At 57.4% G+C, this 21,444-nt stretch carries 20 protein-coding genes; 8 read left to right on the top strand and 12 right to left on the bottom strand.

All coding sequences use genetic code 11. The features are described from left to right. Complete coding sequence (locus tag FMN52_RS17365) at nt 1-2,271, top strand: FtsX-like permease family protein (protein WP_148609881.1); 2,271 nt, start codon at nt 1-3, stop codon at nt 2,269-2,271. Further along, nucleotides 2,268-3,347 (top strand): lipocalin-like domain-containing protein, encoded by a 1,080-nt coding sequence (locus FMN52_RS17370; RefSeq protein WP_148609882.1) that lies wholly within the window; start codon nt 2,268-2,270, stop codon nt 3,345-3,347. Before FMN52_RS17365 ends, FMN52_RS17370 begins: the two co-directional genes overlap by 4 nt. A 19-nt stretch (nt 3,348-3,366) precedes the next feature. On the opposite strand, the gene FMN52_RS17375 is transcribed toward FMN52_RS17370, so the two are convergent. The 9 genes from FMN52_RS17375 to FMN52_RS17415 all read right to left on the bottom strand — a co-directional run bounded on the left by FMN52_RS17375 (nt 3,367) and on the right by FMN52_RS17415 (nt 11,484). Further along, a complete protein-coding gene (locus tag FMN52_RS17375) occupies nt 3,367-4,575 on the bottom strand; it encodes an ammonium transporter (protein WP_148609883.1) in 1,209 nt (402 codons plus the stop codon). A gap of 223 nt (nt 4,576-4,798) precedes the next feature. After that, the gene (locus FMN52_RS17380; protein WP_148609884.1) at nt 4,799-5,716 is read right to left on the bottom strand and encodes a flagellar motor protein MotB; all 918 of its coding nucleotides are present in this window, start codon (nt 5,714-5,716) and stop codon (nt 4,799-4,801) included. Between the two features lie 2 nt (nt 5,717-5,718). Further along, on the bottom strand, nt 5,719-6,489 hold the full coding sequence (gene pomA, locus FMN52_RS17385; protein WP_148609885.1) for a flagellar motor protein PomA: 771 nt from the start codon (nt 6,487-6,489) through the stop codon (nt 5,719-5,721). A 69-nt stretch (nt 6,490-6,558) separates the two neighbouring features. Continuing rightward, nucleotides 6,559-6,978, bottom strand: coding sequence for a YkvA family protein (locus tag FMN52_RS17390; RefSeq protein WP_148609886.1), 420 nt, complete (start codon nt 6,976-6,978; stop codon nt 6,559-6,561). A 78-nt stretch (nt 6,979-7,056) separates the two neighbouring features. Next, nucleotides 7,057-7,314, bottom strand: a complete 258-nt coding sequence (locus FMN52_RS17395) for a TIGR03643 family protein (RefSeq protein WP_148609887.1) — start codon at nt 7,312-7,314, stop codon at nt 7,057-7,059. A gap of 72 nt (nt 7,315-7,386) precedes the next feature. Then, complete coding sequence (locus tag FMN52_RS17400; RefSeq protein WP_240339525.1) at nt 7,387-7,980, bottom strand: tRNA-uridine aminocarboxypropyltransferase; 594 nt, start codon at nt 7,978-7,980, stop codon at nt 7,387-7,389. 6 nt (nt 7,981-7,986) lie between these two features. Then, the gene (locus tag FMN52_RS17405; RefSeq protein ID WP_148609888.1) at nt 7,987-9,648 is read right to left on the bottom strand and encodes an NAD(P)/FAD-dependent oxidoreductase; all 1,662 of its coding nucleotides are present in this window, start codon (nt 9,646-9,648) and stop codon (nt 7,987-7,989) included. Next, nucleotides 9,639-10,145, bottom strand: coding sequence for a DUF6231 family protein (locus FMN52_RS17410; RefSeq protein ID WP_148609889.1), 507 nt, complete (start codon nt 10,143-10,145; stop codon nt 9,639-9,641). Before FMN52_RS17410 ends, FMN52_RS17405 begins: the two co-directional genes overlap by 10 nt. 16 nt (nt 10,146-10,161) lie before the next feature. After that, entirely contained in the window at nt 10,162-11,484 is a 1,323-nt protein-coding gene (locus FMN52_RS17415; RefSeq protein ID WP_148609890.1) for a DASH family cryptochrome, read from the bottom strand. Between the two features lie 176 nt (nt 11,485-11,660). On the opposite strand from FMN52_RS17415, the gene FMN52_RS17420 reads away from it, so the two are divergent. Then, the gene (locus FMN52_RS17420; RefSeq protein WP_148609891.1) at nt 11,661-12,773 is read left to right on the top strand and encodes an S-(hydroxymethyl)glutathione dehydrogenase/class III alcohol dehydrogenase; all 1,113 of its coding nucleotides are present in this window, start codon (nt 11,661-11,663) and stop codon (nt 12,771-12,773) included. 44 nt (nt 12,774-12,817) lie between these two features. Here the strand turns inward: FMN52_RS17420 and FMN52_RS17425 are convergent, their stop codons facing one another. Continuing rightward, the gene (locus FMN52_RS17425) at nt 12,818-13,843 is read right to left on the bottom strand and encodes a peptidoglycan -binding protein (protein ID WP_148609892.1); all 1,026 of its coding nucleotides are present in this window, start codon (nt 13,841-13,843) and stop codon (nt 12,818-12,820) included. Then, a complete protein-coding gene (locus FMN52_RS17430; protein WP_014579156.1) occupies nt 13,840-14,568 on the bottom strand; it encodes a MotA/TolQ/ExbB proton channel family protein in 729 nt (242 codons plus the stop codon). Before FMN52_RS17430 ends, FMN52_RS17425 begins: the two co-directional genes overlap by 4 nt. Nucleotides 14,569-14,663: 95 nt before the next feature. On the opposite strand from FMN52_RS17430, the gene FMN52_RS17435 reads away from it, so the two are divergent. Then, nucleotides 14,664-15,116: a thioesterase family protein gene (locus FMN52_RS17435; protein WP_148609893.1), complete on the top strand. Its 453-nt coding sequence runs from the start codon at nt 14,664-14,666 to the stop codon at nt 15,114-15,116. 61 nt (nt 15,117-15,177) lie between these two features. Here FMN52_RS17435 and FMN52_RS17440 read toward each other — a convergent pair whose 3' ends face one another. Continuing rightward, nucleotides 15,178-15,861 carry a type 1 glutamine amidotransferase domain-containing protein gene (locus tag FMN52_RS17440; protein WP_148609894.1) on the bottom strand — a complete coding sequence of 228 codons (684 nt, stop codon included), beginning with the start codon at nt 15,859-15,861 and terminating at the stop codon, nt 15,178-15,180. Between the two features lie 241 nt (nt 15,862-16,102). Between FMN52_RS17440 and FMN52_RS17445 the strand changes: the two genes are divergently transcribed. The 4 genes from FMN52_RS17445 to FMN52_RS17460 all read left to right on the top strand — a co-directional run bounded on the left by FMN52_RS17445 (nt 16,103) and on the right by FMN52_RS17460 (nt 21,427). After that, nucleotides 16,103-16,855, top strand: coding sequence for a transporter substrate-binding domain-containing protein (locus FMN52_RS17445; RefSeq protein ID WP_148610089.1), 753 nt, complete (start codon nt 16,103-16,105; stop codon nt 16,853-16,855). Continuing rightward, a complete protein-coding gene (locus tag FMN52_RS17450) occupies nt 16,852-18,234 on the top strand; it encodes a ribonuclease J (protein WP_148609895.1) in 1,383 nt (460 codons plus the stop codon). Before FMN52_RS17445 ends, FMN52_RS17450 begins: the two co-directional genes overlap by 4 nt. Before the next feature lie 58 nt (nt 18,235-18,292). Continuing rightward, the gene (locus tag FMN52_RS17455) at nt 18,293-19,039 is read left to right on the top strand and encodes a transporter substrate-binding domain-containing protein (RefSeq protein ID WP_162851886.1); all 747 of its coding nucleotides are present in this window, start codon (nt 18,293-18,295) and stop codon (nt 19,037-19,039) included. 120 nt (nt 19,040-19,159) lie between these two features. Further along, a complete protein-coding gene (locus FMN52_RS17460) occupies nt 19,160-21,427 on the top strand; it encodes an EAL domain-containing protein (RefSeq protein WP_148609897.1) in 2,268 nt (755 codons plus the stop codon). Nucleotides 21,428-21,444 lie beyond the last annotated feature (17 nt).

Here is a 21,444-nt window from a genome sequence, read left to right on the forward strand (position 1 = left end):
ATGACTCTTCCGGGCGCCCTGTTCAGCCATTACCGTCGACACCCGCTTCAGTTGCTGGCCCTGGCTGCCATGATTGTGCTGGCCACCATGCTCTGGACGGGCGTCCACCAGCTCACCAGCCAGGCCCGGGCCAGTCTTGATCAGAGCGAATCGGCCGTGGCCGAGCGCCAGCAGGTAGAGCGCCAAGACGGCAAACGGGTGGCCGTGGAAGACTTTGTCGAACTTCGCCGAGCAGGACTCTGCGTGATGCCATGGCTGGAGGTGTCTTCGTCGGGGGGTGGACGCGTGGTCGGTGTCGACCCGCTGGCGGCAGGATGCTTTCAGGATTCTGCCGGGGAAGAAGCGCCCTGGGGCGGTGAACTCGATGGCAGGCCTTTTGTGGATATCAGTGAAGCGGCAGAATTGGCCCGCGAGCGACGAGGCGAGTTGTCCTTGCTGGTATCGGATGATCACAGCGCCGGGGATCTGCCGCCCCCCTACAAGCTGGTACCGTTCAGGGTAGGCCCGGATACCGGTGAGCTTGGCGACAGTTTCCTGCTGAATCTGGACGCCCTCGGTGTGCTGGTTCTGCTGATTACCGCCCTGCTGGTGCGCAGCGTGTATCTGCTGGGTATGGCCCAGCGCCGGGACAGTTTTGCACTGCTGAATCGGTTTGGTGTCCCTCAAGGTAGAATCAATCGTTTGCTAGTGGTTGAAATCATGCTGCTGGCCCTGGTGTGTGTTGTGCCCGGAATCTGGCTCGGCCGCTGGCTGGCCACCGGTTTGGGCAGTGGCTTTGGGCGTGCGCTTGAAGGGTTGTTTGATCAGCCGTTGTACGCGGGCCGGGGCGGCAGTTGGCTGATGCCGTTTGCCACCATGCTCGCAGTGGTTCTGGCGGCTTGCCTGGCAGATTTCCTCCGGCCAATGGCCCGGGGGCTTGTGGGAGGCAACCGCCGATACGGCGGCCTGGTGTTGTTGGTGCTGATGGCAGGCCTTGCTTTATCGGTTTGGGTCACAGATCTGCTCTGGCTTTTCATTGCCGTGGCCATGGTGTTCGTGGCTGCGGGACTTCTCGCGCCCAGGTTGATTGCCTCGCTTGCAGACTGGCGGTCCGGCCACGACACGGATCTGCAGGCACGTTGGCGCCATCGGGAGCTTGCCGTGCTGGCTCGCCGCCTGGCCTTGCCATTGGTAGCCCTGCAGTTCGCCATGGCGATGGTTCTGGCGGTGCAGGCACTGGTGACGACTTTTGAGAGCACCTTTGACCGGTGGCTGGCGCAGAGACTGGAAGCGGACTATTACGTTGAAGTCCCGGAATCAGCAGATGCGGCCCTGGCACTCGACTGGCTCGCTGAACAGCCGGGGCTCTCTGCTTCCGGGCTGTGGCACCGGGTCATTCGCGGTCGGGCAACTCTGCCGGGCGGCGAGGATGAGGAAGAAACCAGGGTAGACGTCTTTGCCATAGGTCCCGTTGGCCCACTGGTGACAGGTTGGGAGTTGTTTGAATCAGCGCCGCAGCCCTGGCAGCGACTGCAACAGGGCCAGGGCGTGATGGTGAATGAACAGCTGGCGCGCCGGCAGGATATAGCGGTCGGACAGACATTGACGGTACTTTTCGGAAGTCAGTCCTTCGAACTTCCGGTACTGGCCATTTACCCGGACTACGGCCGTCCAGCCGGCGAGATCCTGATTCATCCGTCGGTTCTTCCAGCGGAGTTCGAAACCGGCTTCCAGAGCCTGTCAGTTTCGCCGGGCAATCTCTCCATTGAGGCAGTGACCGATGGATTAAAAGGGGTATGGCAGGTCGAGGCGTTGACGGTCCGGGACAACCGGGCGATTGAAGAGCTCGCCTCTGCCATTTTCGACCAGACCTTTCTGCTGACTCGGGCCATGACCACCCTGACCCTGATACTGGCGGCTATCGCCCTTCTGATGATGGGCTGGGTCTTCTTCTCGACCCGTGCCTGGTATTTCCGGCTGCTTGTGGTGTGGGGGCTGTCACGAAGGCAGGCCTCGGCTCAGCTGGTCCGGTTGTCAGTGTCGTTGACCGGTGCCATTGCCCTGCTGGCCCTGCCATTGGGTGTCTGGCTGACCTGGGTGCTGGTGCATCGGATCAATCCCATCGCGTTTGGCTGGTCCCTGCCCATGGCCGTCTATCCGGGGTTCTGGCTGGAGCTTGGTGTGCTCAGCGTGCTGATCGGTCTCAGCATCGCCTTACTGATGAGCCGCCAGTTGAAATCGCCGACGGTTGCACCCGTAAACGCCAATGCCCTGGCAGGAGGTGAGCGATGAGGCGCTGGATCTTCATCTGGTTCGCCGTGGTTCTGGCCGGCTGTTCGGAGCCACAGCAAGAGTCAGGCTTTGCCGGACTGGCCGGCATCGCGGATAACGAATCCGGTGTGCCCTTTCTGCAGCCCGGGCCGGGAGACCGGCTGACATTTCCCGAGGATTATGGCCCCCACCCGCAGCACCGGATCGAATGGTGGTACCTGACCGCCAATTTGAAGACGGAGGATGGCGAGCCCCTTGGCCTGCAATGGACCCAGTTCCGCCAGGCAATCAAGCCGAGGCCGGCAGACGCTGAGCCCCCGGACGCAAACAACTGGCCCCTGGAAGCGGCCTGGATGGCACATGCCGCAGTAAGCTTTGATACCCGGCACTACTTCGCAGAGAAGCTGGCCCGGGGCGCCGTTGGCCACGCAGGAGCCCGGGCAGAGCCGATCGCCGTGTGGCTGGACGACTGGGAGCTTGAGACTGAACCCGGGCATGGTTCATGGCGGCTGCAGGTCGCGGCGGATGGCTGGTCCTACGATTTGACCCTGAACATCACCGGAAAGCCCGTAGCTCACGGCGATCAGGGTTTCAGCGCCAAATCCGCCGATGGCGAGGGTTCCATGTATTTCAGTCTGGTGGACCTTCAGATCGACGGCACGGTCACCCTGGTTGATCAGACGTTGGAAGTCAGTGGGAAGGGTTGGTTTGACCGGGAGTGGAGCAGCCAGTTTCTGAAATCCGGCCAGCAGGGCTGGGACTGGTTTGCGCTGCATCTGGATTCGGGCGACAAACTGATGGCTTTCCAGCTCAGGGAAGAAGACGGTGGCTTTCGTGCCGGAACCTGGATTCCTGCTGATGGTGAGCCGACCGTCCTTGGCGCCGATCAGGTTAGCCTTACGCCATTGACCGAGAGCGACGGTTATCCCCGTGCCTGGCAACTGTCGGTGCCGGACTTCGGGGTGAATCTGGAGATAGCTGCGCCGGCAGGGGATTACCGGAATACGGGGCTCTACCCGTACTGGGAGAGCCCGGTTTCGGTATCCGGCAGCCATGGCGGCGTGGGCTACATGGAACTGACCGGATATGCTGAGTGAACCTCGGGGTAACCGGGTGTCACTCGACGGCGGTAGCACCAATCCGGTGAATGCTCAGGTCGGCCCCGTTGAACTCTTCTTCTTCGGTCAGGCGCAGGCCCGAGATGGCGTTGATTGCGCCATAGACAATCAGGCCGCCAATAAAGGCCACGACAACGCCGGCAACCGAGCCGACGATCTGCGACATCAGGCTGACGCCGCCCAGGCCGCCGAGCGCTTCCTGGCCGAAGATGCCACAGGCAATCGCACCCCAGACACCACAGACACCATGCAGCGGCCAGACACCCAGCACGTCGTCCAGTCGTTCAATCTTGGCCTGGGCCCATTCGAACAGGTACACAAAGATGGCGCCGGCCACAGCACCGGTCACCAGGGCGCCAACCGGATGCATCAGGTCAGAGCCGGCACAGACAGCCACGAGGCCCGCCAACGGGCCGTTGTGGATAAAGCCGGGGTCTTTGCGGCCAAGCAGCATGGAGACCAGAATGCCGCCGACCATCGCCATCAGGCTGTTCACGGCGACCAGGCCGCTGATGCCATCCAGGGTCTGGGCCGACATGACGTTGAAGCCGAACCAGCCAACGGTCAGAATCCATGCGCCCAGGGCGAGGAAGGGGATGTTGGAGGGGGCAAAGGCCACCACCTTGCCGTTGCGGTAGCGCCCATTGCGTGCACCCAGAACGAGTACCGCCGCCAAAGCGATCCAGCCGCCCACCGCGTGCACTACAACGGAGCCGGCAAAGTCGTGGAAAGATGCACCAAACTGGTTCTCCAGCCAGCTCTGGAAACCATAGTTGCCGTTCCAGATAAGCCCCTCAAAGAAGGGGTAGATAAAGGCGACAATCAGGCCAGAGGCAATCAGCATCGGATAGAACTTTGCCCGTTCGGCGATACCGCCGGACACGATGGCGGGAATGGCCGCGGCGAAAGTCATCAGGAAGAAAAACTTCACCAGATCATAGCCGTTGGCAGCAGTGAGCTCGGCGGCACCGCTCATGAAATGACTACCGTAGGCAATGTAATAGCCGATAAAGAAGTAGGCCACGGCGGAGATGCCGAAGTCGGTCATGATCTTCACCAGGGCATTGACCTGGTTCTTGTGGCGGACCGTGCCCACTTCCAGGAAGGCAAAGCCGGCATGCATGGCCAGCACCATAATGGCGCCGATGAGGATGAACAGCGTGTTGGCGCTTTCAGTCAGGGTGTGTACTGCACTCGTGATGTCCACGGGTTTTCGCTCCTGATGTTGTGTGTACGGCCTCTATTGGGCCGTTTAACATTGGGTTGTGCATTGATGAGGTGCAGCTGAAGCAAGAGCTGTTCCAAAACAATGCATATCGAGCGATGAGAGACAGTTAAGGAATTGCAGGAAGGCGTCAGAGAGCGGTTTTAGCTCTGGCGCGCACTATGGTTGTGCGTTTTAGGGTTGTGTGCACCAAAATTGAGTTCGGTTACCAGCTGATTTCGTTTGATGTCGAACTGTCGGATTCGATACCGAGGATTGATTCTGCATCGTCCGATTCGGACTGAATCAGCTCCCGGAGTCGCACTTCCTGTTCCTGCATAGGGCCGGAAAGATCGATAATGATTTCCACGCGCCGGTTCTTGGCGCGGTTCTCTGCTGAGGTGTTGGCGACTCTGGGCTCGGTATCCGCCAGACCGGTGACGGACAGGCGGGTCGGTTCGACCTGGTCCCTGGCTACCAGGACGTTGGCCACGGCGGCAGACCGGGCAGCCGAGAGATCCCAGTTGCTGTAGAAACGATCGGTTCGGATGGGTACGTTGTCGGTGTGCCCCTCGATGGTCAGATCACCGGGGATGCCTTCAATAACCTCCGCCATGTCCAGCAGCAGGCCTTCAAACTCCCAGGTCAGCTGGGCCGAACCGGAGGGGAAGGAACCTTTTTCTTCCACTCGGATCACTATTCGCCGCTGATCTTCACTTACATTGATGCGCCCATCGGCGATTGCAGGTTCCAGAACCTGGAGGATCTGGTCCATGGTTTCCTGCAGCTGTTCCTCCATCGCGGCTTCAACGGCCATGTCGGTGGGACTTTTCAGGGTCTGGAGTTCCGGGTCTTCTTCCGTCGTGGTCTGTTTGACTTCGTTGACCACGGTGGGCTCCGGCGGGGCGGGCGAAAACTTGTCAAAAATGGGGCTGGTACCCTTGGGGATTTCCAGGGCGGGCACGTCCCGCTGAACGCCGAAGGCCTTGGAGAGTTCACCGGCGATTTGCTTGAACTTCTGGGCGTCGATTTCCGAGAAGGACAGCAACAGTACGAAGAAGCACATCAGCAGGGACATCAGATCGGCGAAGGTAACAACCCACGCCGGAATCCCCGGTTTTTCCTCTTCAGGCAATTCGTCCATTGTCAGGCGCCTTCAGCTGCAGCCGCTTTCTCACGTTCCTTGGGGGGCAGGTAGCTAGACAGCATCTGCTCGATGATGCGTGGGTTGGTGCCCTCCTGGATGGCGACCAGGGCATCAATGTACAGCGACTGCATGCGCGCTTCCTCGGTCATTCGCAGAGAGAGCTTGTCGGCAATCGGGGTGGCAATCATGGTGGCGATCATGGCGCCGTAAAGTGTGGTCAGCAGGGCGACCGCCATAGCAGGGCCGATGGATTTCGGGTCTTCCATGTTCGACAACATCTGAACCAGACCAATCAGCGTGCCGATCATGCCCATCGCCGGCGCGACATCCGCCATGGCCGTGAAGACTTTGGCGCCGGAGCGGTTGTGGTCAAGCGTCATCAACCGCTCCTTGTTAAGAAGCTCTTTGATGGTCTTGCCATCTTGTCCATCCACCAGCATCTGTATGCCCTGCGCCAGAAACGGGCTGCTGATCTCTCTGTCTTCCAGGCCGAGAACACCCTCTTTACGGGCAACGTTGGCAATATCCACCAGTTCTTCGATGCTGGCCTGGGTTTCCGGCAGTTTGAACTTGAAGGCGCGGGCGGCCGCTTTGAAGGCGCCGAGGAACTGGGCAACACTGAATTTGGCCAGCACCACAAACATGGTGCCGCCAACAACGATCAACAGTGAGGCGGGGTTGATAAAGACAGCTGGCGAAACACCAAGAATAACGGCAGACGCAATGAGTAGAATAGCGCCTGCAAGACCGATGAGAGTGGCTAAATCCACGGTAACTCCAGATTTGATTCAGGTGTTGCAACAGCAGGGGCGGGAGAATACCGTCAGTTCAGAAATTAATCAATTGGCACTGGCCCGGTTGTCAGGTTCTTCCTGTTGTTCTTTCCACGCAGCGTAGCGAAGCAAGTCGGATTCTACCAGTTTAAGGCATAGCGCGACGACGCCGGCATCGTCGATAAGACCGAAGCCGAATATCAGGTCCGGTATGACATCCAGCGGGTTTAGAACGTACAAGAGCGCACCGGCCACCGCAGCGATGGTTTTCCAGGGTACGCTGCGATAATTGCCATGCCAATAATCGCGGATCATTGAAAACATCAGCTTGATGTCAGAACTGAAACGCGCCAGTTTGCCGCTGTCTTTCACTTTATCTTCAATACTTCGCTGGCGGTCCAGCAGTGTCTCCAGATCCGCCCGATGAACCTTGCTGGCCTCGGCGTCCAGCTGTTTCCGGGCGTCTTTCTGGTTGAACATTGCCATCGAGAAGGTTCCTCACTTGCTTGATGTCTGAGTGCTCATGATGGCGTAGCTTCGCCGTCAATGCCAATGACGAGGCGTTTATCGGTGCTTGTACTGGGTCGGGCAATAGCCACGGTTTACACCTTCAGGCCGTAGCTGGCGATGTTTAGTATTGCGTCCGGTTACCCGTTTGCGCCAGAGCCGGAAGCTGCCGGGTTTGAGCTCATGACGCATCAGGCGAATGACGTCCTTCTCCGGTAATCCGTAAAGCTCCTCAATGGCCTCGAAAGGCGTACGATCTTCCCAGGCCATTTCAATGATGCGGGAGAGATCTGCGGGGTCAAATTGCGCGGACATAGGCTACCCTCGGTTTCGATCAGCTTTGCGAACACTACGTCCGAACCGACCGCTCGTCTCACCCTGCCCGATTTATCGATAGTGCTTGTGCAGCCGGGTCGGGATCTGGGCCATCTGTTTGTCCACCAGAGTCTCCATTGCTCTCGAAATTGGCTGGGTATCGAGCTCTGGCTCGACCACGCTTAGCAGATAGGCAACGGCCTCTGCAGTGGCCAGCTGATGTTCCCCCGGTGCCTTGCGAATGGCGTAGGCTGACGCGGGAGGGTTGGCGAAATGGAAGCGGGGCAGAGCCGCCAGTGCCGGGTTTTGGTGGAGGATCCGGGCGGCCTTACGCCAGGTGCCGTCCAGAACGATCCAGTGATGGATGTGGCTGAGGTCTGAGGATTCGAGGGTGTCGCTGCCGGGTCCCGGAAACAGCAGCGCGGAATTCCGGGTATCGGTTTGGGGATAGAATCCGGCCTGACGGAGATCCTCCGGCGTCTCGCCGCGGAACAGGTCCAGTCTGGTAAGACACTGGGCCAGTATGCGGACGGTGCCCTTGGCGTGGCCAACCTCAGTTGGATGCTGGAGCACTGACACACCGGTGCGGTTGGGAACCAGGGCGCAGGCCTCGCAGGCACAGATATTCAGGTGCACGCCGCACTTGGAACAAATCGGTCTGCGCAACCCCTGTCACCCCACGAAAATACGTTTCGCCAACCCGGCGCCGCGCCAGCCCTGAATGGCGAGGGTGCTGACCAGTCCACCGATCATGGCACCCACCACACCGCAGGTGAGGATGTCCTGGCCGGTGAGATACAGTCCTGGAATGTCGGTTTTCGGTTTCAGCCAGTCCTGTTCAAATCGCTCGGGATTGTGGTTCAGCCCGTAGAGCTCACCCCGGCCATAGCGGCAGAACCAGGCCGTGGAGAGCGGCGTGGAGGTTTCGACGTAATCCACTTTACCCCGGAGCTGGGGCAGCTTCTCGTACATCACTTCCAGCAACTGATCGGTGATTTTCTGCTTCAGGGCTTCGTAGTCGTCGCCCCGCTTGCCCCAGATGGTGTCCTGCCAGGGCTCGAACATCTCCCAGGTGGTAGGGGCAACAATTTCGATGGTGGAGGTGCCCGGCCAGCGGTTCTGGTAATCCGGATCCTTGGCGGCCGGAAAAGAAATATACACTACCGGAAACTCCGTGTGCTCAGGGTCATCCAGGAACTGTTGTACGTTGCCGTCGTGATCGGCGCTGGGATAGATCCAGAAATTGGTCCGCGGCAGCCCGAGTTCCTCCGGTGTTCCCTTCAGGCCGATGTAAAGACCGATGTGGGGCATGGAGGGAACAATGTGCCGGCGTTTGCTCTTATAGCCGACCTTTTCAGCGGCCTCGGCTGGCAGCAGCTTTTCAAAGGTGTTGATGACGCCGGCGTTGCTGATTACCAGCGGTGCCCGGATTTCCTCGCCATCGGCCATGCGTACCCCGGTTGCCTTGCCTTTCTCAACCAGAATGTCGGTCACGTCGGCGTAGGTGAATACCTCTCCGCCGGGTTTCTGAATGACCGGGATAATGGTTTTCGCGATCTCCGAAGCGCCGCCAACAGGATAGAAGCCGCCATAGAGGTAATGTTTGGCGATCAGCGCATGGACCATAAAACTGGATTGTTTCGGGGTAACCCCGCAATCGCCCCATTGGCCGGTGATGGCACCGATCAGTTCCTGATTGTCGGTCAGCTCGTTGAGTACTTCCCAGGTGGTCTTGTTGAAGCAGTCGGGCAAGGCGACATCAAGCCCCTTGTTGATGACCGGGCTCAGGAGGCCGGGCGTGAGCTTCGAGAGCGTGTACCACTGCATACCATCGGCCACTTTGCCGAGCAGTTTTACATACTGGTCGATGGCGTCCTGCTCATCGGGAAAGGCCTGGAGCAGGGAGTGGCGTAGACCTTCCTTGCCGGCACGCAGGTTCACCACATTGTCGCCCAGGAAGAACCGGTCGTAGTTCTCATCCATGGGGGCCCATTCCAGCTTGCCGTCGGTGATGTAATCGAACAGCCTGCGGCCCAGCGTGTGGGATGAGCCCATATCGCCGATGTAGTGGACACCCACGTCCCACTCGTAACCGTTGCGGGCGTAGCTGTGGGTATAGCCTCCGGCGGTGTAATGCTGTTCAAGCACCAGCACTTTTTTGCCGGCCTTGGCCAGACAGGCCGCGGTGGTCAGGCCGCCAATGCCGGAACCGATTACGATGGCATCGTAGGGGCCTTTCAGACGGTTAGCCCGATATCGGGTACCGATCCGGATTGTGCTCGGTTTGAGCTTTTTAGACGAAGGAGTGTTCACAGCCTCGCTTGTCACCACCATGCTTTGCCCCACATTTCCGGATTGGCCCAGTTCTCTGGATTGTTCCAGGCCCGCTTGTGATTGTAAGTATCCAGATTGTAGGTATACAGCGTGAGTGCGCCGTTATCATTTTCCAATTCGGCATGGCGGCGGAAGCCGAGTCCGATAAAATCAGTAAAGGCCCAGTCCGGGGTTTCGCCAACCAGAACGGCAATCTGGTGGGTGCCGTAGTTTCTCAACTGGCCCAGCAGAAGGGCGCCTTCGTCATGGGGAAGATGCTCCAGGGTTCCGGTAACCAGCGCCAGATCTGCGACACGATCCAGGTGCAGCCTGGCGTTGGGATCGGTTGTGTCCAGAGTACGCAACTCCACACCCTTCTGGTGTTTCTGCCAGATCTGCGACACCTCCGTGGCCAGATTGCCGCAGCTCAGCAGGGTGGCAGGCGAACTGGTGTCGATGATTCGGGCCAGGATTTCCCGGGCTGTGCTGCTGTTTCTGTTGTCCGTTATATCCGTCATGGCTATTTGCCTTTTACTACAGGGGCCAGTCTGCCGCATCCACTGTGTGTAAACCTACGGGCTGTTCCGCGTCTCCGCCCCAGCGGTCGATAAAGGTGCCGGTGGGATCGTACTGTTGCGTCTGCTTCTCGAGGTTGAATTGCCGCAGGCCTCTGGGGTCTGCCCCTACGCCAGCCAGGTATTGCCAGTTGCCGTAGTTGCTTCCTACATCATAGTCGATCAACTGCTCCTCAAACCATGCCGCTCCATACCGCCAGTCCAGGCCCAGTTCATTGATGAAGCAGCTTGCCACCAGTTGCCGGGCCCGGTTGCTCACGTAACCGGTTTCCCTCAGCTGATTCATGGCCGCATTCACGATCGGATATTCAGTGTTGCCTTGGCGCCATGCCATGAAGCGGTGGCCGTAAAACGTGGCGTGTCGACGCTTGCGCTGAACGCCATCCCGGCGGAAAAGGTTGGCGCCATGTCTGAGAGCGTACCAGTAGAAATACTCGCGCCAGAGCAGTTCAAACCAGAGCCAATAGGTAGATTCGTTTTTAGTCTCGCTGTCTTCATATTCGGTGATGGTTTCCGCCACTTCCCGAACGGACAGACAACCGTTGGCCAGCCAGGGCGAGAACTTGGAGGAGGCATCCCAGCTGTCCAGGGCGTTACGGGTCTCTTTATAGCGGTCGATGCTGTGATTGTCGTAGAGGAATTCCTGTAACCGCTCGAGTCCTGCCGATTCTCCGCCCATGAACTGCAAGGGGTGCACAGGCTCTGGTATTGGTGGACAGTCGCCCCGGTTGTCTTCCGGGAAGCCCGGCGGTGGGGGCAGGGCCGTCAGCGTACGAATCCTCAAACGTTCGGAACAGCGTTCTCCGGTTTTCTCCACCTGCTTTCGGAACTGGGAAAAAGTATCCGGCAAATCGTCGAGGACCATGGGCAAGGAGCCTTCGGTAAACAGGCTCAGTGTCTCGAATTGCTGGAACAGAGTCTTGGGCAGTTTGTCCTTGATGGTTCGCCATTGGCTGGCTTCCTGAGTGCCCGGAAGACGGGAGCGAACGATGCGCTCAATGTGATGGGCGTGCGCAAGTTCCGGGATCACCGTTTCCGGCTCGCCATAGGCAATGTGCAGACGCTGTCCCAGTGACCGAAGGCTTCGCTCCAGCGTCATCAGGCTCTGCCAGAGAAAACGCCAGCGATGATCACCCATGGCCTTGCTCTGCAGGGGGCCGGGTGCAAACCAGCGCGGATCCACCACGTAGACGCACAGCAGCATGTCGGACTTCGACGCGGCCAATAACGCGGCGTTGTCGTGCAGGCGAAGGTCCCGGGTAAACCAGTAAAGCGTATGCAACGTAAGAGCTCCTCAACCTATTGATTCTGCTTTTTAGATACGCTCCAGATCCAGAAAAGATTTGGGAGCCTCTGATAAGCAACATGGCCATCGCCAAGTCGGCTAGAATGAGTCAAACAGTCACGGCTGAGAGGTCGTAATCAAATACCAGCGCCATAGCAATCAAGGAGCCGAAAGTGATCAAATCCCGTGCCGCGGTGGCCTTTGAAGCCAACAAACCGCTCGAAATCGTTGAAGTCGACGTTGCACCACCCCAGGAGGGTGAAGTTCTGGTTCGCATCGTCGCCACCGGCGTTTGCCATACCGATGCCTATACACTCTCAGGCGCCGATCCTGAGGGTCTGTTCCCGACCATTCTGGGCCACGAAGGCGGTGGCATTGTGGAAGCGGTTGGTCCCGGCGTGAAAAACCTGGAAGTGGGCGACCATGTCATTCCGTTGTATACCGCTGAGTGCGGTGAGTGCAAGTTTTGCACCTCTGGCAAAACCAACCTCTGTGGTGCGGTGCGTGCTACCCAGGGTAAGGGTGTGATGCCCGATGGTACCTCGCGTTTCTCCTACAACGGCCAGCCGCTTTATCACTACATGGGCTGCTCCACGTTCTCCGAATACACGGTGCTGCCGGAAATCTCCCTGGCCAAGATCCCCAAGGAAGCACCCCTGGACAAGGTTTGCCTGCTTGGATGCGGCGTCACCACCGGTATCGGCGCGGTACTGAACACTGCCAAGGTTGAGGAAGGCGCCACTGTGGCCATCTTCGGTCTGGGTGGCATCGGCCTGGCGGCGATTATCGGAGCCAAGATGGCCAAAGCGGGCCGGATTATCGGCGTCGACATCAATCCGGGCAAATTCGACATCGCCAAACAGCTGGGTGCCACCGATGTGGTGAATCCCAACGACTATGACAAGCCGATTCAGGAAGTGATTGTCGACATGACCGATGGTGGCGCCGACTACACCTTCGAATGCGTGGGTAATGTGAAGCTGATGCGTGCGGCATTGGAGTCCTGTCACAAAGGCTGGGGTGAATCCACGATCATTGGTGTTGCCGGCGCCGGCGAGGAAATCAGCACCCGTCCGTTCCAGTTGGTGACCGGCCGGGTCTGGCGTGGTTCAGCCTTTGGCGGTGTTAAAGGTCGTACCGAGCTGCCGGGCTATGTGGAAAAAGCCGAAAAGGGCGAGATTCCGCTGGATGTCTTCATTACCCATGAAATGCCGTTGGAAGACATCAACAAGGCGTTTGATTTGATGCATGAGGGTAAGAGTATTCGGACAGTGATTCATTTCTGACCGATATACGGATAGGGGTGGCAGGCCACCTGCCACCCCTCCCATCAGCGATCGGTAAGTTTTAATTCAATTCGCCGGTTTCTCTGCAGCGCCTCCGGTGAGGTGCCCTCTGCCACTGGGAAAAACTCGCCAAACCCGGCAGCTGCCATGCGCCGTTCCGGTACACCCTGGGCGGCGAGATAGCGAACGACTGCAACTGCCCGGGCGGTGGACAGCTCCCAGTTGGACGGGAATCTCTCGGTATTGATGGGCAGGACGTCAGTGTGGCCATCAATCCTCAGGATCCAGTCGACGTCTTCGGGAATCTTTGCGGATACATCCAGCAGCAGCTCGGCGAGCTTGTCCAGTTCCTCTTGACCCTCCTTGCCCAGTTCCGCTGAGGCTGACGCAAACAGCAGTTCAGATGGCAGCAAGAAGCGGTCGCCGACAATCCGGACGTTCTCGTTACCTGCAAGAATATCCCGCAGTCGGGCGAAGAATTCAGACTGGTACTGCTGAAGCTGGTTGACCCTTTCGGCCAGCAGGGTGTTCAACCGTCGGCTGACCTGTTCCAGTTCCTGTTCCTTGTCGGCGGTCATCTCCTCCTGGAGTTCCAGCGCCGAGGCAATCTGGCGGAGCTGCTCCCGCAGTGACGCAATCTGGTTGGACAGCCTGAGGATCATCGCCTGCTGGCTGGCCGATATCTCGTCTTTATCATCAATTGACTCCTCCATGCTGGCCAGCCGCTCTGACTGAGCATCGGCCATGGCCGTTTGCTGCATCAGCTGTTCACGGGTGGACTCAAGCTGACCGACCAGGCTGTTGTTCCGGTCCTGAACGCTGGTCAACTGATTTTCCAGAGCCTCGCTTCTATTCTCTTCCAGGCCCAGCAGCTCCGAGATTTCGTTCAACTGGGCATTCAGGCGGGCAAGCTGGGTATCCCGATCGGACAGGGTCTGGGAGAGATAGAGCTGGCTGACGACATACACCAGCAGCATGAATATCACCAGCATCAACAGTGCCGAAAGGGCATCCACATACCCTGGCCAGACGTTGGTGGTGCTTCGGCTTCGGCGCCTGGAACCGATCATGACAGGTCTTTCTCGTCGTCAATTCGGTCTACGAGGTTGGTCACACCGGTCAGCCACTCCTCAAGGCCGTCGTAGAAACGGTTCTGGGCGTGGCCGGCCTGAATGTCCAGGAAACCGAGAATCAGCGAGCCACCAAGGCCAAGTAGCGAGGAACTGAACGCCGTGCCCATGCCTTCCAGGGGCGTAAGCAGACCTTCCTGAAGCTCCGCGAACACTTTGCCGAAGTCTTCCTGACTCATGTCCAGGCCAGTGATGACCTGGCCGACCGAGTTGATGGTGCCCAACAGGCCCCAGAAAGTACCCAGCAGGCCGAGGAAGACCAGCAGGCTGATGAAATACCGGGTGATTTCCCGCTGTTCATCCATCCGGGAGTGAATGCCATCGAGCACGGTTCTCAGGGACAGGGTGGATAGCGTGAACCGGTCCTTTGTGGCGTCCTCGCCGAGCTGTCTTGCCAGCGGCTTCAACAATTTGGGTTCCTGAACCACGGAAAGTCCGGCATGACCGGTTCTGAACTGGGCGATCCACTTCAATTCCGGAAACAGCACGAAAACTTGCCGGTAAGTGAGGGCAATGCCGATGATCAGAACCCCGAGAATCAGCAGATTGAAAACCCAGTTCGCCATAAAGGCCGAGATCAGGGGCTTGTGGATCAGGGCACCGACAATAACGACCACGCCGAGAAACAGCGTCATCCAGAAAAGGGTGTGTTTGGGGTTGCTCATAGCGTTGGCCAGCTTTTTTGAGATATTCCTCAAAACGTTAGCACAGATATGAGAAGCTGTTGGGATCGGTAAAGGAAGTTTAATCGGAGAATTTCATGGCTGATGCGTCGCCGTTTCGTTTCCGTTTTCGCGTTCGCTACGGTGAATGCGATGCTCAGGGGGTGGTCTTCAATGCCCGTTATGCGGATTTCGTTGATATTTCAATGAACGAATACATCCGCACGCTGTTTGGCGATTACCAGCATCTGCTCGATCAGGACCTGGATATCCAGGTGGTCAGTCTCACCGTGAACTGGAAAGCACCGGCAAAGTTCGATGATGTGTTGGAGGCCCGTATCCACGCCGGCCGTATTGGCAACACCTCGTTCACACTGCATCTGGAGTTCTTCCGGTACGGGGATGGGGCGTTTATCGCCGATGCCGACGTTACCTACGTGCTCATTCAGCCTTCAGTGTTGGGGAAGGTGACGATACCGGATCATATTCGTGAATTGCTGGAAAAAGGTGCACCCGGGGAATTGATCAGTCATGCGGGCGAGCCTGCGTAAAAGTGAGGGCAGATGAAAATTCCATCTGCCCACGGGTCTATATCACTCTGTTGCTAACGGATCAGGCTTCTTGCAGTGCCTGCACGACGGCCTTCGCAGCACCCTCGGAAGATGCCGGGTTCTGCCCGGTAATCAGTTTGCCGTCCACCACGATGTGCGGTGCCCAGTCGTCGCCGCGGGTGTAGGTGGCGGTGTTTCCCTTAAGCATATCTTCCAGCAGGAAAGGCACCACACCGGTGAGACCTACCGCTTCTTCCTCGCTGTTGGTGAAGCCTGTGACTTCGCGGCCGCCAACGATGTTCTGGCCCGGTTTCACTTCCACGTTCTTGAACACGGCGGGTGCATGGCAGACTGCACCAATCACCTTGTCCTGCTCGTATGCCGTCTTGATCAGGGCAATGGACTTGTCGTCGTTGACCAGATCCCAAAGCGGACCGTGACCACCCGGATAGAAAATCGCGTCGTACTCATTCATGTCCACATCGCCCAGCTTTTTGGTGCTGGCAAGGGATTCCTTGGCGTGGGCATCCTGCTGGAAGCGACGGGTGGTTTCAGTAAGTGCCTCTTCCGCCTCGCTGTTGGGGTCCACGGGCGGCTGGCCGCCTTTCGGAGAGGCAATTGTGATATCTGCACCGGCATCCCGGAAAACATAGTAGGGCGCGGTGAACTCTTCGAGCCAGAAGCCGGTCTTATGGCCGGTGTCGCCCATCTGGTCATGGGAGGTGAGAACCATCAGAATCTTCATGGTGTCCGTCCTTTTTCGTTGACGAATGAATGGCACTTTTTACCTGGTTTCGTTAATGACTTTTTAACGGGTTTGATTAACGACTTCTTGACTGGTCTGGTAACTGACCTTGTGCCTGGGGTGGCTGAATTCAACCGTCATTACGTATATCCGACCATTCCGGATCTTGAACCGTCTATACTGGAGACAGATGACCAGACTGTATAACAACCTGAAAAGCTCACAGGCAAGGACGACAGGAATGCGAGTGTTTACCGCCGCCCTTCTGATGGCGTTGGTGTTTCCGGTATCGGCTCAGCAGGGCACAGAAACCGTGGAAGCGCTGACCGTCATCGTGGGTGCCAACCATGCGCCACCGTACCGAATCATTCAGGGTAGCGAGCGAACCGGCCTCTACGTGGATATCTTCGAGGAAATTGTTGATCGGCTGGGCTGGAAAGTTCATTACCGTGAGGCGCCTTTCCGGCGGGTCCTCAGGATGATTCAGCAGGGTGAAGTGGATGTGATGCTTGGCCCTCTTGAGACCGAGGAGCGGGCCGAGCTGATGGAGTTTGTGGCGCCTGCATTTCCACCGGAGCGGCGATTGTTCTTTTATTTGAATAAAGAACACAGCATTGAGCGCTACGACGATCTTTATGGCAGGGCCATCGGCGTGCTGGAAGGGGCCTCGTATTTTTCCCGTTTTGATAATGATGAGAAACTGCTCAAAGAGTCTGCGCCCCGTTATGAAAACCTGATGCTAATGATGCAGAAGGGCCGCGTAGACGTTGTCATTGCGCCAGAACTCGTCGGTTTGTACACGGTTGAGAAACTGGGGCTGGATGTTGAGGTTTCACCATTCTTTGTGCCCGGAGAGCGCTCCTACATCGCCGTTGCGAAAAACTCGCCTGTGCTGAAGTACGCGGACGATATCCGGGCGGCACTGAAAGTGATTGAAATGGAAGGAATACACGAGGACCTGGTATTGGAATACATGGGGCGAGCCGCCGAATGATTCCCGAGCCGTCCGATCTCTGGTTTTTACCGCTGGGTGGCACCGGCGAAATTGGCATGAACCTCAATCTCTACGGTCATGACGGCGCCTGGCTGATGGTGGATTGCGGGGTCACGTTTCCGAAGCCTGGCCGCATTGCTGCTGATGGCACCGTGCATCATCGGGGGGAACCGCCGGTTCAAATGGCAGATCCGGCCTTCATTGCAGACCGCCGCGACCGGCTGGCGGGCCTGGTTATTACCCATGCTCATGAAGATCACGTCGGGGCTGTGCCTTATCTCTGGCCACTTCTTCAATGCCCGATATATACCAGCCGGTTCACCGCAGAAATTCTGCGTCGCAAGCTGGCAGAGTTCGACCTGTTGCATCGGGTTCCAATCATCGAAGTGGAGACCGGCCAGAGCAAACAGATAGGACCGTTCAGTGTGCAATGGCTGGCGCTGACTCACTCCATTCCGGATCCGAATGCTCTGATGATCCGCACCGCGGCAGGTAATGTCTTCCACAGCGGTGATTGGAAACTGGATGAGCAGCCGCTGGTGGGCCATGGTTATTCGGCGAAAACCTTTACCGACCTGGCAGACGAAGGCGTGCAAGCCATGGTTTGCGATTCCACCAATGCCACCGTGTCGGGTCATTCAGTGTCTGAGGGTGCACTGCGTGCCGGATTGCTGCAAGCCATCCATTCCGCTGAGGGGCGCGTGGTAGTGACCTGCTTTGGCAGCAATATTGCCCGGTTGCACACACTGGCCTCAATTTCCAGGGAAACCGGCCGTTATATAGGGCTTATGGGTCGCTCTCTGATCAACATGAGCGGCGCAGCCAAGGCTGCCGGGCTCTGGGATTCGGCAGATCAACTGATCAATTCCTCGCACCTGGGCTACCTGCCGCGGGATGAAGTCCTGGCGGTGGCCACCGGCAGCCAGGGAGAACCCAGGACGGCACTGCGCAGGCTGGCGGCAGGGACTCACCCGGACTTCGAGCTGGAAGCCGGCGACACCGTGATCTTCAGCGCCCGTGCCATTCCCGGCAACGAGGAAACCATCGACGCATTGGTGAAAAGGCTGAAAGAAATGGGGGTCAGGGTAATCACCGCCGAGGATGCCGATTTGCCGATTCATGCTTCAGGTCATCCCGCGCAGGAAGAATTGGAGTTGATGTACAAATGGGTCAGGCCTTCCATTGCCATTCCGGTGCATGGTGAGGCTGAACACATGGAAACGCACGCTGACATAGCCAAAGCAACTGGTGTACCCCGAGCCATGGTGGGCCGAAACGGCGATCTTTTCATGATCCGGCCAGTGCCGGGAATACGTCGCCAGGTTGTTGAAACCGGCCGCTTGGGCTGGCACAAAGAAGGTCTTGTCAGAGTTGAATAAATTATGTTCGTCTGTCGCCGGTAAGTTACTTGTCTTTTTGGTGGCCGTTCCGTTTCTGATGCCTGCCTACGCCTTGCAGGATCCTCCGTGCAATACACTCACCGTCAGTGGTAATCCGGAATATCCCCCTCTGCTCTTCCGTGATGAAAAACGCCCGGGGTATCTGATTGGCGCGGTGCCTGCTCTGCTCAAGGAAATTACGGAGCCATTGGGCGTGAATGTGGAGGTGATAGACATCGGCTCCTGGGCTCGGGTCCAGCGCATGGCGCGCCAGGGTGATCTCGACATGGTGGCGGGTGCGTTCATCACTTCGGATCGCATTGGCTATATGGATTATCTACTGCCCCCGATTACGCACCTGCCGACCGCTGTCTGGGTACTCAAGGAGCGGGAGTTTGCCTACCGACACTGGCCGGACCTGGTGGGCAAGCGTGGCAGTACATTGATCAACAACAGCTTTGGCCAGAATTTCGACAGGTATGCGGAACAGAACCTCAGAATCGAGGGCGTAAGGTCGATTGAACAATCCTTCCAGATGGCGCTGGTTGACCGGGTGGATTATGTTCTCTACGAAGTTTTGCAGGGGGAGGTGAAACTTGAGTCTTTGGGCATTGCCGATCAATTCGTCCCCCTCCCGACCCCGGTGAGTCGTGAGGGTCTTTTTTTTACCTTTTCCAAGGCCGCGCCGTGTAACTCCTACGAACTTCGGGAGCGACTTGCCGACCGCCTCTATGAGTTTGTGAATTCGGGCCGGGTAGATGAGTTAATCCGGCGGTACAAAGCCCTTTACACGGGAGCAGGTTAAGCGGAGGTCTTTGTCGTGTGGGCGTGAACTTTAATGACGCGCTCGTCGTACACTGTTCAAGACACTCCGAGCAGGTGAAAAAAATAAACAGGAAATATTGCTGGGAAGGAGTCCGTAGCAATGGTGAAGGCAGTTACCCTGGATCAACGTGAGTTTGTTTACAGGTTGTCCCTTAGCCTGGCCAGATCGAAGATTGACGAGCTGGATGGCAGTATCCACGGCCTTATTGCTGAGCTTGGAGACAGGCTCGGGGCAGATCGGGCCTACCTGATCATGTTCGAAGAAGCCTCTCAGACCATTTCCATAACGCATGAAGCCTGCAGAAAAGGAGCCCCGCCCCAGCAAGAGGCAATCCAGAACGTCCCTATGGCCCGTTTCCCATGGCTCATGGATCAGCTTCAGATCCTCTCGATTCTGGTTATACCCGAAGTCGAGGAGCTTCCTTCTGATGCGGAAGAAGAAAAACTGGAGTTTCGCCGGGAGAGTATCCGAAGTCTGGTTCTTGTCGGTTTGAAGCTGGAAGGTCAAGTCAGCGGAATCCTGGGTTTTGATTTCCTTGACCAATCTTGCGTGTTGGATCGAGAGACAGAAGAATTCCTGCTGCAGGTTGGCGAGGTTCTGGGAGCTTCGGTGCACCGCCAGATCCTGGCCAGTCGTAACGTGCGGTTTGAGAACAGCCTTTACCGCTATTCAGACCAGTTCCCTGGCGTTATTTTCCAGTTCAGGATGTATCCCGACGGGCAGACAACGTTTCCTTTCATCAGCAACAGAGTCGAAGATATGTTCGGACTGGCGGCTGATGTGCTCAGTAAAGACGCCAGGCCTTTACTTGATCTTATTGAGGATACAGACAAGGCATCCTTTTTCAAGAAAGTCGATGAGTCTCGGCGACGCATGACGCCGTTTGAAACCGACTTTCGGGCCCGCAAATGCGATGGAGCCAGAGCGTGGATTGAAGCCAGATCGGTGCCCGCTCGATTGGCCGATGAGAGCATGACATGGCACGGCTATTTTTTCGATGTGACGGATCGCAAACAATCGGAATCTGAGATCGAGAAGCTGGCGTTCTATGACCCCCTGACCGGCTTGCCGAACCGCCGTTTGCTCAGAGACAGGCTGGCGCAAGCGCTTACTGGCAGTACCCGGGACCACGATCATGGTGCCCTGGTGTTTATCGATCTGGATCACTTCAAGAACATCAATGACTCAGCGGGTCACCTGACCGGCGATGAGTTGCTGATTCAAGTAGGGGAAAGGCTTCGACAGACGGTCCGCGCATGGGATACCGTCGCCAGGCTGGGGGGCGACGAGTTTGTTCTCATTCTGAAGGGATTTCCGACCGACACTGCCAATGCGGCTGCCAGAGTGGAAAAGGTCTGCGAAAAAGTCCGCGATGCCCTGAATGAACCTTATGATCTCAATGGCATTGAATACGCGGGTACACCCAGCATTGGCGTCACCCTTTTCTATGACCACACCACCACGCTTGAAGAACTATTGAGCCAGGCTGACATGGCCATGTTTCGAGCGAAGGAAGATGGTCGTAACTGCATCCGTTTTTATGACTCCATGATGCAGAAAAAGGTGTCTGAGCGGCTGGCCATGGAGTCCGACCTTCGGTCGGCGATACGCAAGGATCAGTTGGCGGTCCACTACCAGGTTCTGGTTGACGAGAAGGGTAACCCGGTGGGAGCCGAGGCTTTGCTTCGGTGGCAATGCCCGGGCCGTGGCATGGTGTCACCTGCCGAATTCATTCCGTTGGCGGAGGAGACCGGACTCATTGAGTCGATTGGCTATTGGGTGCTGGAGAAAGTTCTCTCCCGGATCGCCAGCTGGAAAAATCGAGGCGATGCCTTGTCAGAGCTTCAGGTCTCGGTAAACGTCAGTGCAAGACAGTTCCACCTGCCGTCGTTCTGCTCCACGGTGATGGCACTGCTGAGAAAAACCGGGGCATCCCCGAGAAACCTGAAGGTGGAAATTACCGAAAGCGCGCTTGCCTACGACCTTGAGCTGGTTGAAGAAACCTTGCGGACCCTGAGAAGCATGGGTATCCGGATCTCGCTAGACGATTTTGGCACCGGCTATTCATCCCTGGGTTACCTGAAGAGGTTGTCTCTGGATGAACTGAAAATTGATCAGGGGTTTGTGCGGGATATCCTGGATGATCCCAATGACGCTGCCATCGCCGAAACTATCCTGGCCCTTGCCTCCGCCCTCAAATTATCAGCAGTGGCGGAAGGTGTGGAAACGAAGGGTCAGCTGGAACGTCTCGTAAGCATGGGGTGCACCCGTTTCCAAGGCTACTATTTCAGCCGGCCGCTGCCAGCGCTGGAGTTTGAAAAGTTGATTGAAAAAGCCAGCGGTGAACGAAAGAGAAGGGCTTGGTAGTTCGTTTCCTATCTGTA

It is taken from the genome of Marinobacter sp. BW6 (assembly GCF_008107725.1).
GTDB lineage: Bacteria > Pseudomonadota > Gammaproteobacteria > Pseudomonadales > Oleiphilaceae > Marinobacter.